The sequence below is a fragment of the Gardnerella vaginalis 1500E genome, assembly GCF_000263595.1.
Taxonomy (GTDB): Bacteria; Actinomycetota; Actinomycetes; order Actinomycetales; family Bifidobacteriaceae; genus Bifidobacterium; species Bifidobacterium vaginale_E.
Genome location: NZ_ADES01000005.1, coordinates 105,766 through 128,219 on the forward strand (window position 1 = coordinate 105,766; position 22,454 = coordinate 128,219).

At 44.9% G+C, this 22,454-nt stretch carries 17 protein-coding genes; 16 read left to right on the forward strand and 1 reads right to left on the reverse strand.

Annotated features, from left to right (window positions below; genetic code table 11):
* The 16 genes from carB (at window position 1) to CGSMWGV1500E_RS04390 (ending at window position 20,934) form a co-directional block, all read left to right on the forward strand.
* Complete coding sequence (gene carB, locus CGSMWGV1500E_RS04460; protein ID WP_004127173.1) at window positions 1-3,381, forward strand: carbamoyl-phosphate synthase large subunit; 3,381 nt, start codon at window positions 1-3, stop codon at window positions 3,379-3,381.
* 18 nt (window positions 3,382-3,399) lie between these two features.
* Window positions 3,400-4,311, forward strand: coding sequence for an orotidine-5'-phosphate decarboxylase (pyrF, locus tag CGSMWGV1500E_RS04455; RefSeq protein WP_004127176.1), 912 nt, complete (start codon window positions 3,400-3,402; stop codon window positions 4,309-4,311).
* 16 nt (window positions 4,312-4,327) lie between these two features.
* Window positions 4,328-4,945, forward strand: a complete 618-nt coding sequence (gmk, locus tag CGSMWGV1500E_RS04450) for a guanylate kinase (protein WP_004127179.1) — start codon at window positions 4,328-4,330, stop codon at window positions 4,943-4,945.
* 116 nt (window positions 4,946-5,061) lie between these two features.
* Window positions 5,062-5,346: a DNA-directed RNA polymerase subunit omega gene (gene rpoZ, locus CGSMWGV1500E_RS04445; protein WP_004127189.1), complete on the forward strand. Its 285-nt coding sequence runs from the start codon at window positions 5,062-5,064 to the stop codon at window positions 5,344-5,346.
* 156 nt (window positions 5,347-5,502) lie between these two features.
* On the forward strand, window positions 5,503-6,723 hold the full coding sequence (gene metK, locus CGSMWGV1500E_RS04440; RefSeq protein WP_004127191.1) for a methionine adenosyltransferase: 1,221 nt from the start codon (window positions 5,503-5,505) through the stop codon (window positions 6,721-6,723).
* 66 nt (window positions 6,724-6,789) lie between these two features.
* A complete protein-coding gene (locus tag CGSMWGV1500E_RS04435) occupies window positions 6,790-9,219 on the forward strand; it encodes a primosomal protein N' (protein WP_004127194.1) in 2,430 nt (809 codons plus the stop codon).
* Window positions 9,220-9,228: 9 nt separating this feature from the next.
* Window positions 9,229-10,407, forward strand: a complete 1,179-nt coding sequence (locus tag CGSMWGV1500E_RS04430) for a shikimate dehydrogenase family protein (protein ID WP_004127196.1) — start codon at window positions 9,229-9,231, stop codon at window positions 10,405-10,407.
* Between the two features lie 134 nt (window positions 10,408-10,541).
* Window positions 10,542-11,414: an RNase adapter RapZ gene (gene rapZ, locus CGSMWGV1500E_RS04425; RefSeq protein WP_050543256.1), complete on the forward strand. Its 873-nt coding sequence runs from the start codon at window positions 10,542-10,544 to the stop codon at window positions 11,412-11,414.
* Between the two features lie 204 nt (window positions 11,415-11,618).
* Complete coding sequence (gene whiA / locus CGSMWGV1500E_RS04420; protein WP_032843402.1) at window positions 11,619-12,566, forward strand: DNA-binding protein WhiA; 948 nt, start codon at window positions 11,619-11,621, stop codon at window positions 12,564-12,566.
* Window positions 12,567-12,819: 253 nt separating this feature from the next.
* Window positions 12,820-14,025 (forward strand): phosphoglycerate kinase, encoded by a 1,206-nt coding sequence (locus tag CGSMWGV1500E_RS04415; RefSeq protein ID WP_004127201.1) that lies wholly within the window; start codon window positions 12,820-12,822, stop codon window positions 14,023-14,025.
* Between the two features lie 203 nt (window positions 14,026-14,228).
* Window positions 14,229-15,026: a triose-phosphate isomerase gene (gene tpiA, locus CGSMWGV1500E_RS04410; protein WP_004127204.1), complete on the forward strand. Its 798-nt coding sequence runs from the start codon at window positions 14,229-14,231 to the stop codon at window positions 15,024-15,026.
* Between the two features lie 52 nt (window positions 15,027-15,078).
* Window positions 15,079-15,327 (forward strand): preprotein translocase subunit SecG, encoded by a 249-nt coding sequence (gene secG / locus CGSMWGV1500E_RS04405; RefSeq protein WP_004127207.1) that lies wholly within the window; start codon window positions 15,079-15,081, stop codon window positions 15,325-15,327.
* Between the two features lie 107 nt (window positions 15,328-15,434).
* The gene (locus CGSMWGV1500E_RS04400; protein WP_004127209.1) at window positions 15,435-16,274 is read left to right on the forward strand and encodes an HAD hydrolase family protein; all 840 of its coding nucleotides are present in this window, start codon (window positions 15,435-15,437) and stop codon (window positions 16,272-16,274) included.
* A 250-nt stretch (window positions 16,275-16,524) separates the two neighbouring features.
* Complete coding sequence (locus CGSMWGV1500E_RS06230; protein ID WP_080572221.1) at window positions 16,525-18,153, forward strand: RNA-binding domain-containing protein; 1,629 nt, start codon at window positions 16,525-16,527, stop codon at window positions 18,151-18,153.
* Between the two features lie 120 nt (window positions 18,154-18,273).
* Window positions 18,274-18,822 (forward strand): GNAT family N-acetyltransferase, encoded by a 549-nt coding sequence (locus CGSMWGV1500E_RS04395; RefSeq protein ID WP_004127215.1) that lies wholly within the window; start codon window positions 18,274-18,276, stop codon window positions 18,820-18,822.
* A 654-nt stretch (window positions 18,823-19,476) separates the two neighbouring features.
* On the forward strand, window positions 19,477-20,934 hold the full coding sequence (locus tag CGSMWGV1500E_RS04390; RefSeq protein WP_004127217.1) for an ATP-binding protein: 1,458 nt from the start codon (window positions 19,477-19,479) through the stop codon (window positions 20,932-20,934).
* Between the two features lie 356 nt (window positions 20,935-21,290).
* On the opposite strand, the gene tal is transcribed toward CGSMWGV1500E_RS04390, so the two are convergent.
* Entirely contained in the window at window positions 21,291-22,394 is a 1,104-nt protein-coding gene (tal, locus tag CGSMWGV1500E_RS04385) for a transaldolase (RefSeq protein ID WP_004127219.1), read from the reverse strand.
* Window positions 22,395-22,454: the final 60 nt, after the last annotated feature.

Sequence of the window (22,454 nt, forward strand, 5' to 3'; positions counted from 1 at the left end):
ATGCCAAAACGTACTGATATTAAGTCGGTTATGGTAATTGGTTCAGGCCCGATTGTTATTGGTCAGGCTGCAGAATTTGATTATTCTGGAACGCAAGCTTGCCGAGTTCTTCGCGAAGAAGGCATTCGCGTAATTTTGGTTAATTCCAACCCGGCTACGATTATGACCGATCCGGAGCTTGCGGACGCAACGTATATTGAGCCAATTGACACTTCGATTTTGGAGCGAATTATTGCGAAGGAGCGTCCGGATGCGCTTCTCCCAACGCTTGGTGGTCAAACTGCGCTTAACGCTGCAATGGATTTGGGTCGTGCAGGAATCCTCGAAAAATATAACGTTGAGCTTATTGGTGCTTCTTTGGAAGCAATCGACCGCGGCGAAGACCGTGAGCTTTTCAAAAAAGTAGTTGAAAAAGCTGGAGCGGAAAGCGCAAAATCCTTTATTGCTCACTCAATCGAAGAAGTAGACAAAATTGTTGAAACTTTAGGATATCCGGTAGTAGTACGCCCAAGCTTTACAATGGGCGGACTCGGCTCTGGTATTGCTCATAACGAAGAAGAGCTTCACCGAATTGCAGGAGCCGGCATTCACTATTCTCCAACAGACGAAGTGCTTATTGAAGAAGGCATTGAAGGCTGGAAGGAATTTGAGCTTGAGCTTATGCGCGACGCAAAAGATAACGTCGTAGTTGTTTGCCCAATCGAAAACGTAGATCCTGTAGGTGTTCACACCGGCGACTCAATTACCGTAGCTCCATGCTTTACTCTTACAGACCGCGAATATCAGAAGATGCGCGATATTGGTATCGCTATTATTCGAGGCGTAGGCGTTGACACAGGCGGCTGCAATATTCAGTTCGCAATCAACCCTCAAACCGGTCGCATTATCGTAATAGAAATGAACCCGCGCGTATCTCGCTCTTCCGCGCTCGCATCTAAAGCAACCGGCTTCCCAATCGCAAAAATCGCAACGAAACTTGCTCTCGGCTACACTTTGGACGAAATTCAAAACGATATTACGCGTTCAACTCCTGCAAGCTTCGAGCCAACAATCGACTATGTTGTAACGAAGATTCCGCGTTTTGCTTTCGAAAAGTTCCCAGGAGCAGACACCACGCTTACAACTTCCATGAAGTCAGTTGGCGAAGCAATGGCTTTGGCTGGAAACTTCCAGGAGTCCCTTGGAAAAGCAATGCGCTCAATCGACAAGCGTCACGCATGCTTTAGCTGGGACGGAGAGCGCCCAAGCAAGGAAGAAGTGATCAAGCTTCTTGAAGAAATGCATACTCCAACAGAGCATCGTTACTTGCAAATTCAGCGCGCGCTTTGGGGCGGGGCAACGCCGGATCAGATTTTTGCCGCAACAAAAATCGACCCTTGGTTTGTTGAGCAGCTGGCTCAAATTAACGAGACTGCGCTCGCAGTTCGTGAAGCTGAAACTTTAACTCCTAAAGTTTTGAAGCGCGCTAAGCTTGCTGGTCTTTCGGACGTTCAAATTGCGCATTTGCGTAATCTTGGTGACGAAGGTGAAAACATGGTTCGTGAGCTTCGTTGGGCTTACGGTTTGCGCCCTGTTTACAAGACGGTTGATACTTGCGCAGCCGAGTTCGACGCGGCAACTCCGTACTACTATTCTTGCTACGCTGACGAAAGCGAGTTGAAGAAGCGCGATCGCGAAGCTGTTATTATCCTTGGCTCTGGCCCGAACCGAATTGGTCAGGGTATTGAGTTTGATTACACTTGCGTTCACGCTGTTCAGGAATTGGGCAAGGATTACGACACCATTATGGTTAATTGCAATCCTGAAACAGTTTCTACAGATTACGATATGTCTGACCGCCTTTACTTTGAGCCGCTTACTTTCGAAGATGTGCTTGAAATTTACGAAGCAGAAAAGAAGCTTGGTCCTGTTAAGGGCGTGATTGTGCAGCTTGGTGGTCAAACGCCGCTTTCGCTTGCTGCTCGTCTTAAAGCTGCAGGAGTTCCAATTTTGGGAACAACTCCTGAGGCTATTGATTTGGCGGAAAACCGTGAGCTTTTTGGTGAGGTTCTTCGCCAAGAAGGCATGAATGCTCCTCGCTACGGCACAGCTTTAAGTCTTGAGGAAGCAAAAGATGCGGCTCACGCAATCGGCTACCCGGTTCTTGTGCGCCCAAGCTACGTGCTTGGCGGTCGTGGCATGGAAATCGTGTACGATGATGCTCAGCTTGCAAAGTATGTTGATCGCGCTTTGGATGAGGCTCGTGCAGACACGGTTGTTTCTGGCCGTTTGCCTTCGCCGCTTTTGATTGACAAGTTCCTGCAAGACGCTATTGAAATCGACGTTGACGCACTTTACGACGGCAACGAGCTTTATATTGGTGGCATTATGGAGCATGTTGAGGAGGCTGGCGTGCACTCTGGTGACGCAGCTTGCACTCTTCCTCCAAGCACTCTTTCGGACGATCAGATTCGTCGCCTTCGCGAAGGTACGCTTTCGATTGCTCGCGGATGCTCTGTTCGTGGTCTTATTAACGTGCAGTATGCTTTTATGGCAAATACTTTGTACGTAATCGAAGCAAATCCTCGCGCTTCTCGCACGGTTCCGTTTGCTTCTAAAGCAACGGGCGTTGCTCTTGCTAAAGCTGCTGCAAGAATTATGGCTGGCGAAACCATTGCTCAGCAGCGTAAGCGCGGACTTCTTCTTCCAAAGGGAGACGGTGGTGATATTCACCCAGGTCAGCAGGTTGCTATTAAAGCTTCTGTGCTTCCTTTCAAGCGTTTCCGCACTCCTGTTGGACGCACGGTTGATATTTTGCTCGGCCCAGAGATGCGTTCAACCGGCGAAGTTATGGGCTTCGACCGTGACTTCCCTCACGCTTTTGCTAAGAGTCAGCTTGCAGCATACAAGGGCGGTTTGCCAACCAGTGGCAACGTGTTTGTGTCTGTAAGCGATGCGGATAAGCGTCAGCTTCCGCTTCTTGCAGTGCGCTTAGTAGAACTTGGTTTTACTATTTGGGCTACTGAAGGTACTGCTTCTGTGCTTCGACGCTACGGCATTGATTCTGTAATCGTAGACAAGCTTTCTAGTCAAGGCGACACGGCGAAAGATGTGTCAAATGGCAGGAATGCTCACGAAAGAATCGGCAAAAATGTTGTGGAGCTTATTGAGAATGGTAAGATTGACATGGTACTCAATACGCCGAATTCAAGAGGGTCTCGCACGGACGGCTACGCTATTCGCGCAGCAGCTGTTGCGGCAGATCTTCCGCAATTCACAACTATTACCGAATTTGCGCCAGTATTAATGGCTATTGAGGCTGTTAAGAACAACGATTATCAGGTGATGAGCATTCAAGAGCATGCTCAACAACTGTTTGCAATTGAACAGGCAGAAAGTTAAGAAAGTCGGGCTTAATACATGACCGAGAGCATTCGTGATCAAGAATTACAAGCGCAGCGATCCGATTTTGGCTTGCGCTTGAAGAACGCTATGGCCAAGTATGGTCCGCTATGTGTTGGTATTGATCCTCATCGCAAAATGTTGCTTAATTGGGGATACAACATGGATGCTCTCGGCGCTGAACTGTTTTCAATGCGCATGCTTCAGGCTATGAACGGCAGGGCAGCGGCAGTAAAATTCCAGTCCAGCATGTTTGAGCGCTACGGTTCTAAGGGTTTCGCAGCGCTTGAACGTGTGCTTTACGCGGCTCGTCAAATGGACGTTATTACGATTGTTGACAGCGGCCATGGTGGATTGTCTACTACGATTTCTGCGCTTGCGGACGCATATTTTAAGCCGGGCGCTCCTCTTCTTGCCGACGCTATTACTCTTCTTCCGTATTACGGCGCTAGCTCAATGGGCGGCTTAATTAACGAAGCGCTTAATAACGGTCGCGGCGTTTTTATTGCGTCGCTAACTTCTAACCGCGAAGGCGCAAGCTTGCAAACTGCAATTCGCCAAAGTGGAACTTACCGCGGAACTACAGTAGCTCACGGAATTGCTCAAACAGCTCAAAGTTTTAACAATAAAACTAAGGGCTTGGGTTCAGTCGGCTTAATTGTTGGCGCTACTATTGGAGATTGGATGAACGGCGGCGGAATTGACGTAGCAAGCTTTACCGGCCCAATTCTTTCCCCAGGTTATGGCTGGCAGGGTGCTGAAGCTAACGACTTAAAGCGTGTTTTTGCCGGTACGCATGGTAATGTGTTGGTAACTGTTTCTCGCTCTATTGCGTCTCATGGGCCAAGTATTGGCGAACTTTCTGCCGCAACAGAGCGAATAGCGTGGGATATTCGTCAGGCTCTTATTGATTCAGGCGAACATGCGTAATTGAGAGGTGAGGTAAATGTCTACCAAAGATGATGCGGCTGCTTCTGAGTCTTCGAAGACTAAGCGTCGCCTAATCGTATTAACTGGTCCTACTGCAGCCGGTAAAGGTACGGTAGAAGGCATACTTCGCGAGAAACATCCTCATATTTGGTTGTCTGTTTCTGCAACTACGCGCGCGCCTAGACCTGGTGAGTTTAATGGGATTCAATACTGGTTTTTAGATGAGGAAGAGTTTGAGCGGCGTAAACGCAATGGAGAATTTTTAGAAACTGCTCTTGTTCACGGCATGGCACACTATGGCACTTTGCTGCAGCCTGTTTTGGAACATCTTGAGCAGGATATTCCAACTTTGCTGGAAATTGATTTGCAAGGCGCTAGGCGAGTAAAGCAAGAGGCTTCGCGGCTCGGTCTGGAAGTTGTATATGTGTTTATTGCGCCTCCAAGTTTTGAAGAGCTTAGGCGTCGTCTTATTGGCAGAGGCACTGAAACACCTGAGCAGCAGGCAAAACGTTTGGAAACAGCAAAGGTTGAGATTGCTGCAGCCAGCGAGTTTGATGTTGTTATTGTAAACGACAATGCTGAGCGAGCGGCGGACGAACTTTGGAACGTTATTGCTCGTGAATACGATCTGTAAATAACTTATAAATAGTTTATAAAGAAGTTATAAATAGAACTTACCGCAATATCCAATCTATAGCCTATAATAGGCGTTTTGGAACTATTGTGGCACCATAGAATTTGGAGAATATCATGGCATTAGGCACTCAGCCAACACCTACGGGTCTTGCGAATCCACCAATTGATGATCTTATGCAACATGCGGATTCCAAGTATGCGCTTGCCTTATTTGCTGCAAAACGAGCACGTCAAATTAATTCTTATTTCACGCAGCTTAACGAAGGTTTGCTTCAAAATGTTGGTCCATTAGTTGAGTATCAAAATCAAGAAAAACCTTTGTCTATTGCTTTCCGTGAGATTAATAGAGGCTTGCTTGAAGAGACGCTTGGTGAAGACGATTTAAGCGAAGGCAATTAATTTATTTATTAATTAGTTAAGTGATTGATTAATAAAGCTTATACTTATTGCTTTAGCGTCTTTTTATGCGCATAATCGCAGTCGTATCATCTGTGCTTGAAACTCGGATGTGCGGCTGCGTTTTTCACTTTACGAGTATTTGTATTGGAGGGGATTGTGGAAGAACTTAAGTTAATTTCTGCAGAATCTGTTACTGAAGGTCATCCGGATAAGTTGTGCGATCAGATTGCCGACGCTATTTTGGACGATATGCTCCGTCAAGACGCTCACGCTCACGTTGCTGTAGAAGTTTGCGCTTCTGTAGGCCAATTTGTGGTGTTTGGTGAAGTTAGAGGCGAAGTTTATAGCGATATTCCAGGAATTTTGCGCTCTGTGGTTCGTAATGTTGGGTATACGAGTTCCACTATTGGTCTTGACGCTGATTCTTGCGGAGTCATGGTTTCTTTAACTGAGCAGAGTGATGAAATTAATCAAGGTGTTACTCGTTTAGATGCAAATAGCGAAAGTGCTGCTTCTCGCGAGGAACGTTATGCTGCTCAAGGTGCTGGAGATCAAGGTGTTATGTTTGGCTACGCAAGTGACGAAACTGACACTTTAATGCCGCTTCCAATTTATCTTGCTCACCGTTTAGCGCAAAGGCTTTCTAAAGTTCGAAAAGATGGTATCGTTGCGCATTTGCGTCCGGATGGGAAAACTCAGGTTACTATTGAGTACGATTCCAAAGGCGCGCCTAAGCGCTTGGATACTGTTTTAATTTCCACGCAGCATGATCCTGAAGTTTCCAGCGATTGGCTTCAGTCTCAGCTTGTTGAGCATGTTGTTAAGCCTGTGTTGGACGAAGTTCTTGCTCAAAAAGTTGCGCACGATTCATACCGTATGCTTGTGAACCCTACTGGCTCTTTTGTTTTGGGCGGCCCTGCTGCAGATTCTGGTTTGACTGGTCGAAAAATTATTGTTGACACTTACGGTGGTGCGGCGCATCATGGCGGCGGAGCTTTTTCTGGAAAAGATCCAAGTAAAGTTGATCGTTCTGCGGCTTATGCAGCTCGATGGGTTGCTAAGAATATTGTTGCAGCAGGTCTTGCTCATAGGGCAGAAGTGCAGGTTGCTTATGCTATTGGTATTGCGGATCCTGTAAGCGTAAACGTTGAGACTTTTGGTACTGAAGCTGACGGTATTACGCGTGCTGATATTGCTCGTGCTGTGCGTGAAGTATTCGATTTGCGTCCGGCTGCAATTATTGACGAGCTTAATTTGTTGCGCCCGATTTACGCTAAAACCGCGGCTTACGGCCATTTTGGTCGCACGGATGTTAAATTCCCTTGGGAAGAAACGAATAGAACTGATCAGCTTCTAGCCGCATTAAATCTTAAGTAGAATCTTAAGTAGAATCTAATTTAGAATCTAAAAAGCTAAAAGTACGAGCTAAAAGTAGAAGCTAAAATGGCAGAGCAACCTTCGTTAGACGGATTCGCGCGTAAAACTAAACGCAAGCGTAATGCTGTTTCGCGCGTTCCTGCAGACGATTGTGCTATTGCTCACGTAATGCTAGATGTTCAGGCTTCACATTTAGGTCGTACTTTTGACTATTTAGTGTCCAAGGATCAAGATGATGCTGCTCAGTCGGGAGCTTTCGTGCGCGTACGTTTTGGTGCGCAAAGGCTTACAGGTGTTATTTGGTCTCGTTCTTCTAATAGTGATACTCCTTCTTCTGCTTTGCGATTTTTAGAGCGTGTGCTTCCATCGGATGTGCTGATTTCTAAGTCTTTGCGCGAAGATATTGACGCTATTGCAAAAGCTTATGGTGGAACTAGCGCGAATATTCTTCGTCTTGCTGTGCCTCAGCGAGTTGCCAGAGTTGAGCATGAGGAAGTTTTTGATAGCATACGCTTGCATCGTAGAAAAGATTGGTGCATAAATCTTAAAAAGCTTTTGGAAAGCAGTAATAAAGCTTATAAGTCTAATGAAGCTAATGAAGCTAATGAAGCTGATTCTTCTATCGCTACTTTCGCTAGAATGATTGAATCTTACGAAAATGCGGATATTTTGCATGACGCTTTAGTTAAAAAAGCTAGTAACGCGGATTTTGACGGCGAAAAAATCGAAAATAATAATTCTAAATCTACCACTAAATCTGATGTTAAATCTTTTGTAGTTGATGCACCTGCCGGCTCTTTAAGAATGGCTCAAGATTTAGCTTGGATGATTGTAACGGCTGTAAGTCAAGGGAAGCAGGCTGTTGCTGTTTTGCCAACGCTTAGGGAAGTAAATGACGTTATGCGTGCGCTTATGGCTTACGGATTAAAACCGTATAAGCGCGTTAGTGAAAATCACCGTGGTTTTTCTGCAGGCGGTTTTGATGGAGATGTTGCGCGTCTTTGTGCGGCGGATGCTCCGGCTGACCGTTATAGAGCTTGGCGTGCAGTAGCTTCCGGAATAGTTCCTTGCGTGCTTGGAACGCGCGCTGCAATGTATGCTCCGGTTGAGGGGGATGCTTTATTCGCTATTGTTGAAGATACCGCATACCAGTATGCAGACGGAATGATGCCTTACGCTCAAGCTCGTGGCGTTATGAGACTTCGCGCAAAAAAGCATGGTGGCGTTTTTGTAGCAATGTCGTATTCTAGAAGCGCGTTAAGTCAAAGCGAAGTAGATTCGTATTCTTCCAATACGCAAGTTGCAAAAGATGTAAGTGGAAGTAGCGTTCCTGTAACAGTTCGCAAAGAATTGCGTGAAAAAATAGTTCCGTGGGTTCGCTGGCTTAATCGAGAAACTTTGTCAAAACTTGCTGACCCAAGCATTGGAGCTAGAATACCGCATACCGCTGTAAGAGCAATAAACGAGGCTCTTGCAGACGGAAATCCTGTGCTGCTTTCTATTGCTCAAGATGGCGTTACTCAGTCTGCAATGTGCTCTTCTTGCCTTCACCAGGCTCGTTGCAGGCGTTGCACTGGACCTTTGGATATTAGTTCGGGGATTAAATCCCTTCGATGCTTATGGTGTGGTGCAAGCGCAATCAATTGGTCCTGTGCTAATTGCGGAAGCACTAACCTTCGTGCAATACGCGTCGGTGCTGCAGGTATTGCGCAAGAAGTGTCAAAACTGTTTAGAAACGTGCCTATTTTGCTTTCTTCGCCGCATCAGCCGAACGGAATTATTCAGTTCATAGATAAAAAGCCTGTAATTGTTGTGGCAACCTCCGGTGCAGAGCCGCGCGTTCAATCTCAAAATGGTGCGCAAAGCGGCTCGTATGGCGTTGTGGCAATACTCGACACTTGGGTGAGCTTGTATGCTTCGGGGCTTGATTCCAGAATTGACACACTTACCGCTTGGATGAAAGCTGCAAGCTTGTGCGCTCCTAGAATTAGCGGCGGAAGTGTTCTTTTGATTGGCGAAACGTACCCAATTTTGGCTAGAGCGCTTACTTTGTGGGACACAACGCAACTTTCGCTAAACGAGCTTTCGGAGCGTAAGCAGGCTGTTTTGCCGCCATTTGTGACTGCAGCATGTGTGTGGGGAGAGCGCGATGCGGTTATGCGTGCGCTTGAAAATATTGGGGCAATGCAGGAAAATCTTGGGTGCGAAATTAGTCAAAATAATCAAAGTGCTAAAGCTAATATTTCTGATCAAAATGCTGATTTTTCAACAATTCCTCCATTGTTAGGCGTTGTTCCAATGCACCCGCCTGTTACAGACAAATACCAGCATTTTGACGATTTTGACGACCGTGTAAAAGCTGTAGTAAGAGTTCCGCTTTATTTAAGACAAGAATTAGTGAGCCGATTGCACAAGGAAGTAGCGCATCATGTGGCAAAGCGTGCCGCAGGAGAGTTGCGTTTTTGTGTCGATCCAAAAGATTTATTAGCGTACTGAGGAGTGATTATGCCAAAAATATATCATTGCGCAGTTTTAGGAGATCCTATTTCGCACTCGCTATCTCCCGTATTGCACAACGCGGCTTATAAAGCTTTAGGGCTTACAAATTGGCAATATAGCAAAGAAAAGGTAAGCGAAGCTGAGCTAGCTGATTTTATTGCGCATCTTGACGATTCTTGGAAAGGCTTAAGCCTTACAATGCCGCTTAAAAAAACCGTAATGAAACTTGGTACTCCTTGCGACTACTGGTCTCAAACGCTTAAAGTCGCAAACACAGCGATTTTTACCAGCAATCCTGCAACAGCTTCGCCTTCGCAAATTGAACTGTGCAACACAGACGTAAGTGGCATAATCAGAGCTTTTGTTGTAGCTTTGCACGAGCGCATAAGCCAAGTAAAAAAAGCTGTTATTATTGGCAGCGGCAACACGGCATCTTCGGCAATGGCAGCACTTATAGAAATCGCACAAGCCTCAAAACTTGAACAGGTTAAAGTTATTGCTAGAACCGAAGATAACGGTAGCGTAAAAGGAGTTGAACGTTTTAATAATCTTCTGCAAAAGTACTGTACTGATTTTCCAAATAGCAGAAGCATAGAGCCGTGCTTAGAAAGTAGCGTAACTGAAAGTAGCGTGACTGAAAGTAGCGAAACTGAAAGTAGTGTAACTGAAAGTAGCGAAACTGATGCAAAATACGAATCAGTGCAAGGTATTGAATTTCCAACACTTAGCGAAGAAGTATTCGAATGTGACGAATCTCTCATTTTGCAATCTTTAAGTTCATTAGACGCAATTCGTGCAATCGCAGAAGCAGATATTGTAATAAGCACCGTTCCAGCGCACGTTGCAGACGGCCTGGCAATAGCGTTAAAAGCATACTGTCAAAATAGGTGCGTAAAAAGCCTTGGAACACTTCTTGATGTTGTGTACGATCCTCGACCAAGCATGCTGCTTAGCGCTTTTAGACAATACGGATTAGGAATTGGCGGCGAAGAAATGCTTTTGTACCAAGCTTTAGAGCAAGTAAAGCTTATGACGTTTGAGTACAGAAATTCTAAAGTAAAATCGGAAGAAAAGTCGGAAAATAGTTTCGAGAATGCTTCTGACAAGACCGCAGATTACGATAATTCTAAAGATTGTGAATATTTAACTAATTGCATGCGAAAAGCATTACAGGAGGCATTATGAGCGCCGAAGATCAAGCTGATGCGAAAAGTGATATGCAAAATAGTGAGCAAAATAGTGAGCAAAGCAATCTGCAAAGCAGCCTGCAAAATAGCACTCATCAAGAATTAGACTCAAATACTCACGGTGCAATCAATATGCAATTAGCAGACGGTTTTGAAGTTATGCTAATCACAGGCATGAGCGGAGCTGGGCGCTCGCACGCGGCTAACGCGTTGGAAGACATGGGGTGGTACGTTATTGATAATCTTCCTCCAAAACTGCTCATACCGCTGGTAGATATGATGACGTCATCCGGCTCAAAAGTGCATAAGCTTGCTGCTGTTATTGACGTGCGTTCGCGCGGATACTTCGACGATCTGTTTGCGGTTCTTGCGCATATTGACGAGCTTGGAGTAAAAACGCGAATCTTGTTCTTAGACGCTTCCGACTCCGTGCTTATTAAACGCTACGAGTCCGTTAGAAGGCCCCATCCTTTGCAACGCGGCGGCAGGCTTATTGACGGCATTTTAGAAGAGCGAGAGCTACTCGGTCATTTGAAAGATTGCGCGGATATTATTATCGATACTTCAAGTCTTAGTATTCATCAACTTTCAACCAAACTTTACGAAGGATTACTTGGCAAAGGATCTTCCACCGTAGCCGTGCACATTTTCAGCTTTGGCTTTAAGTACGGTATGCCAATGGATGCTGATTTTGTGGTTGATATGCGCTTTTTGCCTAACCCATTCTGGGTTCCGGCTCTTCGCGATTTAACCGGAAAAGACAAGGCTGTAAGTGATTACGTGCTTTCTAATCCTGCAGCGGTCGCTTTTTTGGACTCTTACGAAAAGGCGCTGCTCACTGCTATTGACGGTTTTGCTAAAGAAGATAAGCATTACGTTACGATTGCAGTAGGCTGCACAGGTGGTCAGCATCGCTCAGTTGCTACAAGTATTGAGCTTGCAAAACGCTTGCGATTGCACGGTTTGCAGGTTACTGTATCTGCACGCGAATTGCAGCGCAGGTAGCAAGTAATAAAGCAAGTAATTTAGTAAGTAATAAAACAAACGCAAAAATTTTGTGCTAAAAGTATATGCAAACGTGTGCAAATAACGCTAAAATGTCCAACGTATTCTGTATCACAGAAAGCCGGGCATGTCGTTTTCAAACGCATCATGCGAGTATCCAACAGCACGCATATTTTAAGAAGAACAAAAGTAGGAGGTTGTCCCTTGGCTCTTCTTGACGACGTCAAAAATGAACTCGTTTCCAACAACAATGAGCTCCCGACGGTCATTATGGCTCAAGCGGCAGCTATGATGCGCTTTGCTGGCGGTTTAAGGCCAGTAAATAACCAAGCTGTGATTCGCGCTCAGTTTGACTCTCAGCGTTCCGCACAGTGGCTTGTAGAGGTCTTAAAGACGCACTTCCAGCGCGAGGCGACCATCTCGCAGGTTTCGCGTCAAACTCCAGCAGGTACTGTTCTTCGTTACGACGTAGTTGTTGATCATGGTGCTGCAGCATTAGCATTACAATCTGGTTTACTTGACCGCCGCATGCGCATTGTTGCAGGACTAGCCCCAGAAATTATCGGCGGAAGTATCGCCCAAATTAAGGCAGCGTGGCGTGGTGCCTTCCTAGCTCACGGCGCAATTTCCGATCCTGGCAAAGCAAGCTACTTGGAAGTAGTGTGTCCAACTCACGAAGCTGCAAACGCTTTGCAAACTATGGCAGCTCGTTTAGGTATTACAGCTAAAGCTCGCCAAGTGCGCAGCTCTGAGCGCGTAACTTTGCGCGATTCCGACGCAATCGAACGCATGCTGAATCTGATTGGTGCTCCTCGTTCTGCTCGCGAATGGACAGGAAAGCGCTCAGATGGTGAAGCCCGAGGAAAAGCTAATCGTCTTGCAAACTTTGATGATGCGAATATGCGTCGTAGTGCGAAAGCCGCTGCCGAAGCTTGCGAAAAAGTTCGTCACGCCTTCGATATTTTGGGTGACGATATTCCAGATAATCTGTTGATGGCTGGAAAGCTTCGCTTGGAGCACAGCGATGCAAGCTTGGAAGAGCTTGGTCATTTGGCTGATCCTCCAATTACGAAGGATGCTATTGCAGGACGAATTCGTAGACTTTTGCAGCTTTCGGCGAAGGTTGAGAAGTCGCGTATGCAGCAGCTTTAGTGCTGTTTTACTGCTTGTTTATTGTAGAGTTAATTTTTAATTGCGCGAGTTTGCGGTTTTCGCTTCTCGCGCTTTTTGTTTGCGGTATTCTCGGGTTTCGGCTGGTGGGTTTTTGGAGTGGCTGTGTGATATGGATTGTTGAAGACTTGCGGTATAATTGCACACGGCATTGAGTTAATGTTTAGGCTGATTTTACGTCTTTTTGAACGCATTAAGCCAGTATGGTAAGCCAATAGATTTGGAAAGGATACCAATGAAGACACTGAAAGATTTGGGAGATTTGAGCGGCAAGCGAGTTTTGGTTCGCGCAGATTTTAACGTTCCTCTCAAGGGTACTACGATTACCGATGATGGTCGTATTCGTGCTGCTTTGCCAACAATTAAGGCTTTGCGTGAGCAGGGTGCTAAGGTGATTTTGATGGCTCACCTTGGTCGTCCAAAGGGCCAGGTTGTTCCAGAGCTTTCTTTGGCTCCAGTTGCAGCTCGTTTAGGCGAGCTTCTCGGCGTGAAAGTTGCTTTGGCTGCAGACACCTACGGCGAGGATGCTCAAGCTAAGGTTGCTGCCATGAACAACGGTGACGTTGTTTTGCTTGAAAACGTGCGCTTCAACGCTGAAGAGACCAGCAAGGATGCTTCCGAGCGTGCAGCTTATGCTAAGAAGATTGCTGCTCTTGGAGAGGTTTTTGTTTCCGACGGCTTCGGTGTTGTTCACCGTGCTCAGGGCTCTAACTACGATGTTGCTGCAGACCTTCCAGCAGCTGCCGGCTTGCTTGTTGAAAAGGAAGTTAAGGCACTTTCTCGCGCAACAGAAAATCCAGAGCGTCCTTTGACTGTTGTTCTCGGCGGCTCCAAGGTTTCCGACAAGCTTGGCGTTATTGAAAACTTGCTTTCTAAGGCTGATCGTCTTGTTATTGGTGGCGGCATGGTCTTCACCTTCCTCAAAGCTTTGGGTCACGAGGTTGGTACTTCCTTGCTTGAGGAGGATCAGCTCGAAAAAGTTAAGGGCTACATTGAAACCGCCAAGAAGAACGGCGTTGAGCTTGTGCTTCCAACCGATATTGTTGTGAACGCTGGCTTCCCAGCAGGTGATACCCCTGTTGCTCCAGAAGTTGTTCCAGCTGACGCTATTCCAGCAGACAAGATGGGCTTGGATATTGGCCCTGATTCTCAGAAGCTTTTCCACGACAAGATTGTTGACTCCAAGACTGTTGTGTGGAACGGTCCTATGGGTGTGTTTGAAGTTCCAGAGTTTGCTGCTGGCACTCGCGCTGTGGCTCAGGGCTTGGTTGACGCAACTAAGAACGGTACTTTCACCATTGTTGGCGGTGGTGATTCTGCTTCCGCAGTTCGTAATCTTGGCTTTGCGGAAGATGGCTTCTCGCACATCTCTACTGGCGGTGGCGCTTCCCTCGAGGTCTTGGAAGGCAAGACTCTTCCAGGATTGAGCGTGCTTGAGTAAATAAGCTTTACGCAAGTCGTAAATAAATTTTACGCAAGTCGTAAGTAAACTAAATGTTTTCAATTATGCCGGCTTTCGATTTTATGAATCTTTTGTAAATCGGAGTCGGCATAATACTAATTCGCGTAAAATCTTGTATAAAATTTTGTATAAAATCTTGCGTAATACTATTAATCTTCAATCCTCAACTTTTAAGGGTGATTATGGTTGTTAAAAGAAAGCCGCTAGTCGCAGGTAATTGGAAAATGAATTTCAATCACCGCGAAGCAACGCATTTTATACAAAAATTTGCGTGGCTTTTGCGTGACTGGCATTACGACTACCGCGATTGCGAAGTGGCTCTTATGCCTTCTTTTACTTCTATACGAAGCGTTCAGGTTCTTGTTGAGTCTGATCGTCTGCCAATATTGTACGGAGCGCAAGCAGTTTCCGTTACTGCACAAGGCGCTTTTACAGGCGATGTTTCTGCAGATATGCTTGCCAGTCTTGGATGCTCAATGGTTATTGTTGGGCATTCTGAGCGTAGAAAGTATCATCCGGAAGACGATGCGAATATTGTAGACCAGGTGCGTGCGGTTCTTGCGGCTGGAATGACTCCAATTTTGTGCGTTGGTGAAAGTTTTGAGGAACGCAAGCAGGGTATTGAGCTTGATTTTGCTGTTGGTCAGGTTCATGACGTAACGCGCGATTTGGACACAAAACAGGCTAAGCGTTTGATTATTGCTTATGAGCCTGTGTGGGCAATCGGCACAGGCATGGTTGCTACTGCTCAGTCGGCTCAGGAAGCGGCGTCTGCTATTCGCGAAGATTTGCGCGCAACTTTTGGAAGTGACGTTGCGGATACTGTTCGTATTCTTTACGGCGGATCTGTGACTTCTTCCAACGCTGCAAGTCTTATTGCTGAGCCTGATGTTGACGGATTTTTGGTTGGCGGAGCTTCTTTGGATGCTCAGGAGTTGTCGAATATTGTGCGACTCACCGCAGCGCAATCGCGTCTATAGGTCAACGGTTCTTATTAAAATTAGTCGAGTACTCTAAGACAGGAGGTTACTTGTGTCCGCTCTGAAAATCGTTTTGCAGGTATTGCTTGTGCTTACTAGCATTTTGCTTACACTGTTAATTTTGATGCACAAGGGCAAGGGTGGCGGCCTTTCCGACATGTTCGGCGGCGGTTTAACGAAGAACGCCGGTAGTTCTGGTGTTGCAGAAAAGAATTTGAACCGTTGGACAGTAATTATTGCACTGATTTGGGTTGCGGTAATTGTTATTTTGAACTTAATGACTAAGTTCTCTCTAATTTAATTATTCTTCTTTGAAAAGCGCATGGTCAGTAGATTGTGCGCTTTTTGTTTATTTAGGTTTGTTTATTTAGGTTCGTTTATTTAGGTTCATTTATTTAGGTTCTTACAATGCTGCGTTTTTCTCCTTCTTTAGTAATTGCTGATCTTGACGGCACTATGCTTCACGATGCCTATACTTTTGAAGGCCGCTATTTAAGCAGCGAAACTGTGCAGGCAGCTGAGCGATTGCGCGAATCTGGGATTCCGCTTGCAATTATTACGGCTCGTCCTGTTGGCAGTGCTTTCGATTTTGTTCACGATTTAAAAGCTCAAGTTTGCGCGTATCTTAATGGAGCGCTTATTGATTTTGATTGCGCGCATAGTACTGTTAGTGAGCTTACTTCACAACGAAACATTGATACTCTTACTCGTTTTGGTTTTGACTCTCAGCATGCGAGTGATGTTTGCTTGCGATTGCTTGATAAAATTCCTACGCTCCGTCTTGGTATTGTTATGAACGACGTTCGTTACACGAATTTTGACGTGCGTATGCTTTGGAATGAGCAAGATTTTGTTATTACTGACTTTTCTGACGTTCCGCACGGCATTGCAGACAAAATTATTATTGTGCCGCAAGATAGCGAGAAGAATGATCTTCAGCGTATTATTCCGGATGATTTTTCTTTGCACATTAGCGAAGACGTGTTGTGGATGCTCACGAATCCTCTTGCAAACAAAGGGCACGCGCTGAACGTTATTTGCGATCGTTTGGGCGTGAAGCCTAGCCGTACTGTTGTTTTTGGCGACGATATTATTGATATCGATATGTTTCGCGCCGGAGGATACGGCGTTGCGGTTGCGAATAGTAATCAGCGTTTGCTTGCGATTGCGGACGAGGTTTGCGCTTCCAACAACGACGATGGCGTTGCTACCTGGCTTAAAACAAATTTCTCTAGTGATTTATTGTAATCATCATAATCGGACGCAAAATCTAATACAAATCGGACGCAAAATAGCTATAAATCGGACGCGTCTTGCAAAATGCGGACGTTTTCTTGTTTTTTGGGCGCAAAACTACTAAAATCAGTCATAAAGAATATAAAATCGGACGGAAAATATATTTGCATCTTAAAACGTCCGATTTTATGCACGGATATAAATACAAACTTAATTAAAAAAACGACATTGCAACAAACCTAACTTACAAAGCGAGACCACAATGCTCAATATAAATTCACTATCTTCACTAAGAGAGAGTAATCAATTAGAAGCAAAAGTGGCTTCAAATGGTACGCCGAGAAGTATGTGGGAAACGTATTGTGCTTTTGCTAACACGAATGGTGGAACTATCTTGTTGGGTGTAAGTGAAGACGCACAGCATAATTTACAACTTGTTGGCGTAAATAATCCTGAACAAATGGTAAAAGATATTTGGGATACGCTAAATAATAAGAATAAAATTAGTTCGAATATTCTTATTGAAGAAAATATTTCTATTGAACAAACGGATGATAATAAATCTATTATTCGCATAACTGTTCCAAGAGCAAATCGTTCTGATAAGCCGATTTATATTAATGGAAATCCTATAGGTGGTACGTATCGTCGCAATTTTGAAGGCGACTACAAATGTTCGCAAGAAGAATATCAAGCTATGGTTCGAGATAATGGTTCGAGTGTAAATTCTATGGATCAATCTCCACTGCTGCAGCGTAGTGTTGACGATTTTGATATGGATACTGTACAATCCTATCGCAATATGCTAAGTGCAGTGCGTCCTCAACATCCTTGGCTTACGCTTGATACAGATGAATTTCTTATGAGAATCGGAGCATTAGCAAAGGACGAGTCGAATAAGTTACATCCCACTCGAGCAGGTCTTTTAATGTTTGGTCATGAGTGGTGCATTCTTACGGAATTTCCGTACTATTTTCTCGACTATAGAGAAGTTACAAATGCTAACAGTAGGTGGAGTCATAGAATTACCAGCTCGGATGGTTCGTGGAGTGGGAATCTTTATGATTTTTGGAATACTGTATGGCAACGTCTTTCTCGTAAAATTGATGTACCATTTCTGCTTAATTCGCAATCATTAAGAGTTGACGATACTCCTTTGCATATGGCAGTTAGAGAAGCCCTTGCAAACACGTTGATTCATGCTGATTATTATATGAGGGGTAACACTGTTATTACATATAATGATGCTGTGAACAATGAGATTGATAGTTTTTCACAGTCTTCTATAGAACCCAATAGTGTGAATACTGGTTTTAAGCTTTCTTTTGCAAACCCTGGGTGTCTACGTATGCCTATAGAAGTGGCTTTAGCTGGAGGTTTTTCGGATTCTCGGAATCCCGCACTTCTTAAAATGTTTGCACTGATTTCTGTTGTTGAACGTGCAGGAAGTGGATTTGATGCCATGAGAGCTGGTTGTGATTGGGCTGGAATAAGCCATCCAAAGTTAAGTGAGTCATTTAATCCAGACCGTACTACTCTTGAATTTTTTGTAAGCGATAATAATAACTTTGTATCTAGTTCTGCAAAAAACAAAACTAAGCTTAATGGTGATTCGTCAAATTTAGTGAATAGTACTTATAATTCAGAACTTACTGCAAATACACTTTTGCAAGATTCTAATAAATCAAATAAACGTATGAGTGTTGACGATTGCTATAAAAAGATTATTGAAGCATTGCATAATCATGGAACAATAAAACGTGAGCAAGTGCAAAATATTCTTAACGTGGGTAGTACCAAGGCTAAGCAATTGTTGTCTAATCTAGTTAGTAGGGGAGATATTTCAGTTTGTGGAAAGGGCCGAGCTACTACTTATATTTTTAACCACTAGGTAAACAAAACCGCACATGTGTGGAAAATAATCTACTTATTCTAAATTTTGTATACAAACAGTTTTACAATGTATCATCAAAATATTTTAGTAGATTGTGAATAAAAAATGAGTAAACAGATGATCGAAACAGAAAGATTAATTTTGCGCGCCTGGACTCAAGATGACGCTGAAGATTTATTTAAGTATGCTGCAGATCCAGATGTTGGGCCTATTGCAGGATGGCCTGTTCATAAAAGTATTGAGGATAGCAAATCTACTATTAAGAATGTTTTTCTTAACGCAAAAGAATGTTACGCTGTGTGCTTAAAGTCAAGTAACAAAGCGATTGGATGTATTGAGCTAAAGCTTAACGGTCATACGGATATGACTTCTAGGGATGATGAGTGCGAGTTGGGTTATTGGGTTGGTAAGCCTTTTTGGGGCAAGGGTTATATTCCAGAGGCTGCGAAAGCTTTGATTCAGTACGGTTTTGACGAGCTTAACATGACGACTATTTGGTGCGGATATTACGATGGCAACAATAAGTCGAAGCGCGTTCAGGAAAAGTGTGGTTTTGAAGCATATTGCGTGGATTCTTCCGTTGATGTGCCGCTTATGCATGAAACTCGCGTGCGCCATCGTAATGTTTTAACCAAATCTCGCTGGCAAACTCTTTCTGGCAAGTAATTACTGTTATTTTCTCAGTTGGCTGACTGCGTTAGTAACGGTGTTTGGGTGATTACCGTTACTTTTGCAGATACTTGACTGCGTTAGTAACGTATAATCTCGCTTTTTCGTTACTGACGCAGTTGGTGCGCTGCATTAGTAACGGATAGACGTGTTTTTTTGTTACTGGTGCAGTTGGCGCTCGCGCGGATTACGCGCTCGCTTACGAAACTCGCGTTGGAAGTCCACTGGACTTCCAACTTAAGCGAGTTTCCGCTCCGAGTTGCCTTCGCGCGCTAAATCGCAGCGCTCAGGCAGGTCGTCAGCGCACACAAAACACAACCAGATTCCCAATGAGCAACCGCGCGAATCTGCCCTGTCTTCGTCTTTTCTGACGAAGACAGACCTCGCTTGCGTTGAAAGCACACCCGTGCTTTCAACCTTGAGCAAGCTCGGCGCTCCGAGTTGCCTTCGCGCGCTAAATAGCAGCGCTCAGGCATGTCGTCGCGCTGCGTTAGTAACGTTTGAAGGTACAGCGTATATGCACCTGCGCTTATTTCATATTAGAGTAGTAAAAATGCTGATTTTGGGGTAAATTTGCGAAATAAAATTGTCGATTTTGGGGTAATACGCTAAAATAAAATTGTCGATTTTGGGAAGAAAGGTGGAATTACAATGGTTTACGAAGGTGATAAATCAACCCTCAAGTTCCCGCGCAAAATCTATTCCGAAATGCTAGCCTGGAAGCGCGAGTCCAAAGGCAAAACAGCGTTGCTTATCGAAGGTCCGCGTCGCGTAGGTAAATCGACAATCGTAAAAGAATTCGTCCAAAATGAGTACGAGAGCTACATTCTTGTCGATTTTTATACCGCATCGAAAGAAGTAAAGGAGCTGTTTGATGACCTTTCGGACATAAACTATATTTTCTTGCAGCTGCAGCTAGCATACAAAACAAGCTTAAAAGAGCGCAAATCTTGCATTGTCTTCGACGAAGTACAGCTTTGCCCTAAAGCGCGTCAAGCCATAAAAGCTTTAGTAAGTGACGGAAGATATGACTATATAGAAACCGGTTCGCTAATTTCGATTCACAAAAATGTTAAGGATATTCTTATTCCTAGCGAAGAACATAAGTTGAAAATGTATCCGATGGATTATGAGGAGTTTACTCGAGCGCTTGGTGATGAAGTTACTATTCCGCTTCTGCGTAAACTATATGATTCTAAAAAGCCAATCGGTCAGGCTGCATACAGGAAGATTCTTAGAGATTTTCGTCTTTATATGCTGGTCGGTGGGATGCCGCAAGCTGTAGAAAGTTATATTGAAACTAACGATTTTAGTGCTGTGGATCAAGTGAAACGCGACATTCTTTCACTGTATGAGGATGATTTTAGGAAGATTGACGCGACTGGTAAAATTTCCGCAATTTTCGACGCTATTCCTGCGCAACTTATGTCTAACACGTCGCGATACCACGTTTCTAGTGTTCTTGCTGGGAAAGGTGCGGATGATATTCTTGAGCAGCTCGCACAGCTAAAGGATTCCGGAACCGTTCTCATTGTGAATCACACTTCTGACCCTTCTGCAGGAATGGCTCAGTATAAGGATTTGACTAAATTTAAGCTTTTTCTTGCGGATACTGGGTTGTTTGTTACGCTTTCTTTTAAGGATAAGTCGTTTACGAGCAATGATATTTACGCGCGATTACTGAGCGGTAAGTTGCAAGCGAATCTTTGGTACGTTTATGAGAATATGGTTGCACAAATGTTGAGTGCGCATGGGCACGGGTTGTATTATCACACTTTTGCGGAGGATCTGATTGACGAAGGCGATGGTGCAAGTGGCGATTGCGCAAGTAGTGATGGTGCAAGTAGTGATGGCACAAGTAGTGGTGCTGCGATTAGTGCAGAAAAGCGTGGTAGGAGCAATTATGAAATTGATTTTTTGATTGCGGAAAATAATAAAATTGTGCCGATTGAAGTGAAAAGTTCTGGATATAAAACTCATGCTTCGCTTGATGTTTTCTCGCGCAAGTTTTCTTCGCGTATTGCGCGCGAGCTGCTGATTTACACTAAAGACTATCAGCGCGTTGGTGCGATTGAATGTTTGCCGATTGTTATGGCTGAGTTTCTGTGAGCACTATGACCTAACTGAGAGCTGCTGTTGAACATTTGCCGTAAGTTTCCTCGGCATTTGTTTTCTAGCGTTACCGTTACTTTTTGCAGATACTTGACTGCGTTAGTAACGTATAATCTCGCTTTTTCGTTACTGACGCAGTTGGTGTTCTGCGTTAGTAACGTTTGATGCTGTTTTTTCGTTACTGACGCAGTTTGTTGACTGCGTCAGTAACACTGGGTAGCTTATTTTATTGCGATTGATAAAACACAAAACAAAAACCGCGCCCGCGTAAGATTAGTACATACGCAAGGTGCGGTTTTCGTTATTTAGCAGTTTCGCTGATTAGCAGTTTCGCTATCAGACGATTAGTAAAATCAGGAGTTTACGCGATCGATACCAGACTGAACGTCTGCAATCACGGAATCCCAAGACTTGATGAAGGCGGCAACACCGTCGGCCTCAAGCTTGTCGGTAACGTCCTTAATGTTGATGCCAAGCTCAGCAAGCTTGTTCATAACAGCGTGGCTCTCTTCGTAAGTGCCCTTAATGGAAGCAGCACCGTTGCCGTGATCAGCAAGAGCGTTCAAAGTCTTTTCTGGCATGGTGTTAACAACATGCTCAGCAACCAACTCATCAACGTACTTGCAATCGGAGTAAGCTGCGTTCTTCGTGCCGGTAGAAGCCCAAAGTGGACGCTGCTTCTTAGCGCCCTTGGCTTCAAGCTCAGCCCAACGTGGGTCAGCTGCGAACTTCTTTTCGAAGAGTTCGTAAGCCAAACGAGCGTTAGCAACAGCAGCCTTGCCTTCAAGAGCCTTAGCTTCAGCGGAACCGTTAGCTTCGAGGAGCTTATCTACGGCGCTATCAACGCGGGAGACGAAGAAGGAAGCTACGGAACCAATGTGCTTCAAGTCGTGGCCGTTAGCGGCAGCCTGAGCGATACCTTCGATGAAGGCGTCGATAACCTGCTCGTAGCGCTCGAGGGAGAAGATCAAGGTTACGTTCACGGAAATACCCTTAGCAAGGGTAGCGGTGATAGCTGGAAGACCTTCCAAAGTTGCAGGAATCTTGATCATAACGTTTGGACGATCAACCTTTGCCCAAAGCTCTTCAGCCTGCTTCTCGGTGTTGGCGGTATCGTGAGCCAAGCGTGGGTCAACTTCGATGGAGACGCGGCCGTCAACGAAGTCGGTCTTTTCAGCAATCTCGCGGAAGATATCGGTTGCGTTACGAACGTCGGTGGTGGTCAACTCGCGAATAGCGGTTTCAACGTCGACCTTGCCGAGTTCCTTAAGCTGTGCATCGTATGGACCGACCTGGCTCAAAGCCTTCTGGAAGATGGATGGGTTGGTGGTAACGCCAACAACATTCTTGTTAGCAATCAAATCCTGCAAAGAGCCGGACTCAATGCGGGTGCGGGACAAATCGTCCAACCAAATAGAAACGCCGGAATCGCTAGTGCGCTGCGTTGCTTCAGTCATGTTATCTCCTTAACACTGTGCTCCACCAATTGGGGCACGTCGGTATTTTGGCGTTTTTAC

Excerpts from the sequence above, each read along its gene's own strand:
- carB (WP_004127173.1), top strand. The coding sequence starts at position 1 with ATGCCAAAACGTACTGATATTAAGTCGGTTATGGTAATTGGTTCAGGC.
- pyrF (WP_004127176.1), top strand. The coding sequence starts at position 3,400 with ATGACCGAGAGCATTCGTGATCAAGAATTACAAGCGCAGCGATCCGAT.
- gmk (WP_004127179.1), top strand. The coding sequence starts at position 4,328 with ATGTCTACCAAAGATGATGCGGCTGCTTCTGAGTCTTCGAAGACTAAG.
- rpoZ (WP_004127189.1), top strand. The coding sequence starts at position 5,062 with ATGGCATTAGGCACTCAGCCAACACCTACGGGTCTTGCGAATCCACCA.
- CGSMWGV1500E_RS04435 (WP_004127194.1), top strand. The coding sequence starts at position 6,790 with ATGGCAGAGCAACCTTCGTTAGACGGATTCGCGCGTAAAACTAAACGC.
- CGSMWGV1500E_RS04430 (WP_004127196.1), top strand. The coding sequence starts at position 9,229 with ATGCCAAAAATATATCATTGCGCAGTTTTAGGAGATCCTATTTCGCAC.
- rapZ (WP_050543256.1), top strand. The coding sequence starts at position 10,542 with ATGCAATTAGCAGACGGTTTTGAAGTTATGCTAATCACAGGCATGAGC.
- CGSMWGV1500E_RS04415 (WP_004127201.1), top strand. The coding sequence starts at position 12,820 with ATGAAGACACTGAAAGATTTGGGAGATTTGAGCGGCAAGCGAGTTTTG.
- tpiA (WP_004127204.1), top strand. The coding sequence starts at position 14,229 with ATGGTTGTTAAAAGAAAGCCGCTAGTCGCAGGTAATTGGAAAATGAAT.
- CGSMWGV1500E_RS04400 (WP_004127209.1), top strand. The coding sequence starts at position 15,435 with ATGCTGCGTTTTTCTCCTTCTTTAGTAATTGCTGATCTTGACGGCACT.
- CGSMWGV1500E_RS06230 (WP_080572221.1), top strand. The coding sequence starts at position 16,525 with ATGCTCAATATAAATTCACTATCTTCACTAAGAGAGAGTAATCAATTA.
- CGSMWGV1500E_RS04395 (WP_004127215.1), top strand. The coding sequence starts at position 18,274 with ATGATCGAAACAGAAAGATTAATTTTGCGCGCCTGGACTCAAGATGAC.
- CGSMWGV1500E_RS04390 (WP_004127217.1), top strand. The coding sequence starts at position 19,477 with ATGGTTTACGAAGGTGATAAATCAACCCTCAAGTTCCCGCGCAAAATC.
- tal (WP_004127219.1), bottom strand. The coding sequence starts at position 22,394 with ATGACTGAAGCAACGCAGCGCACTAGCGATTCCGGCGTTTCTATTTGG.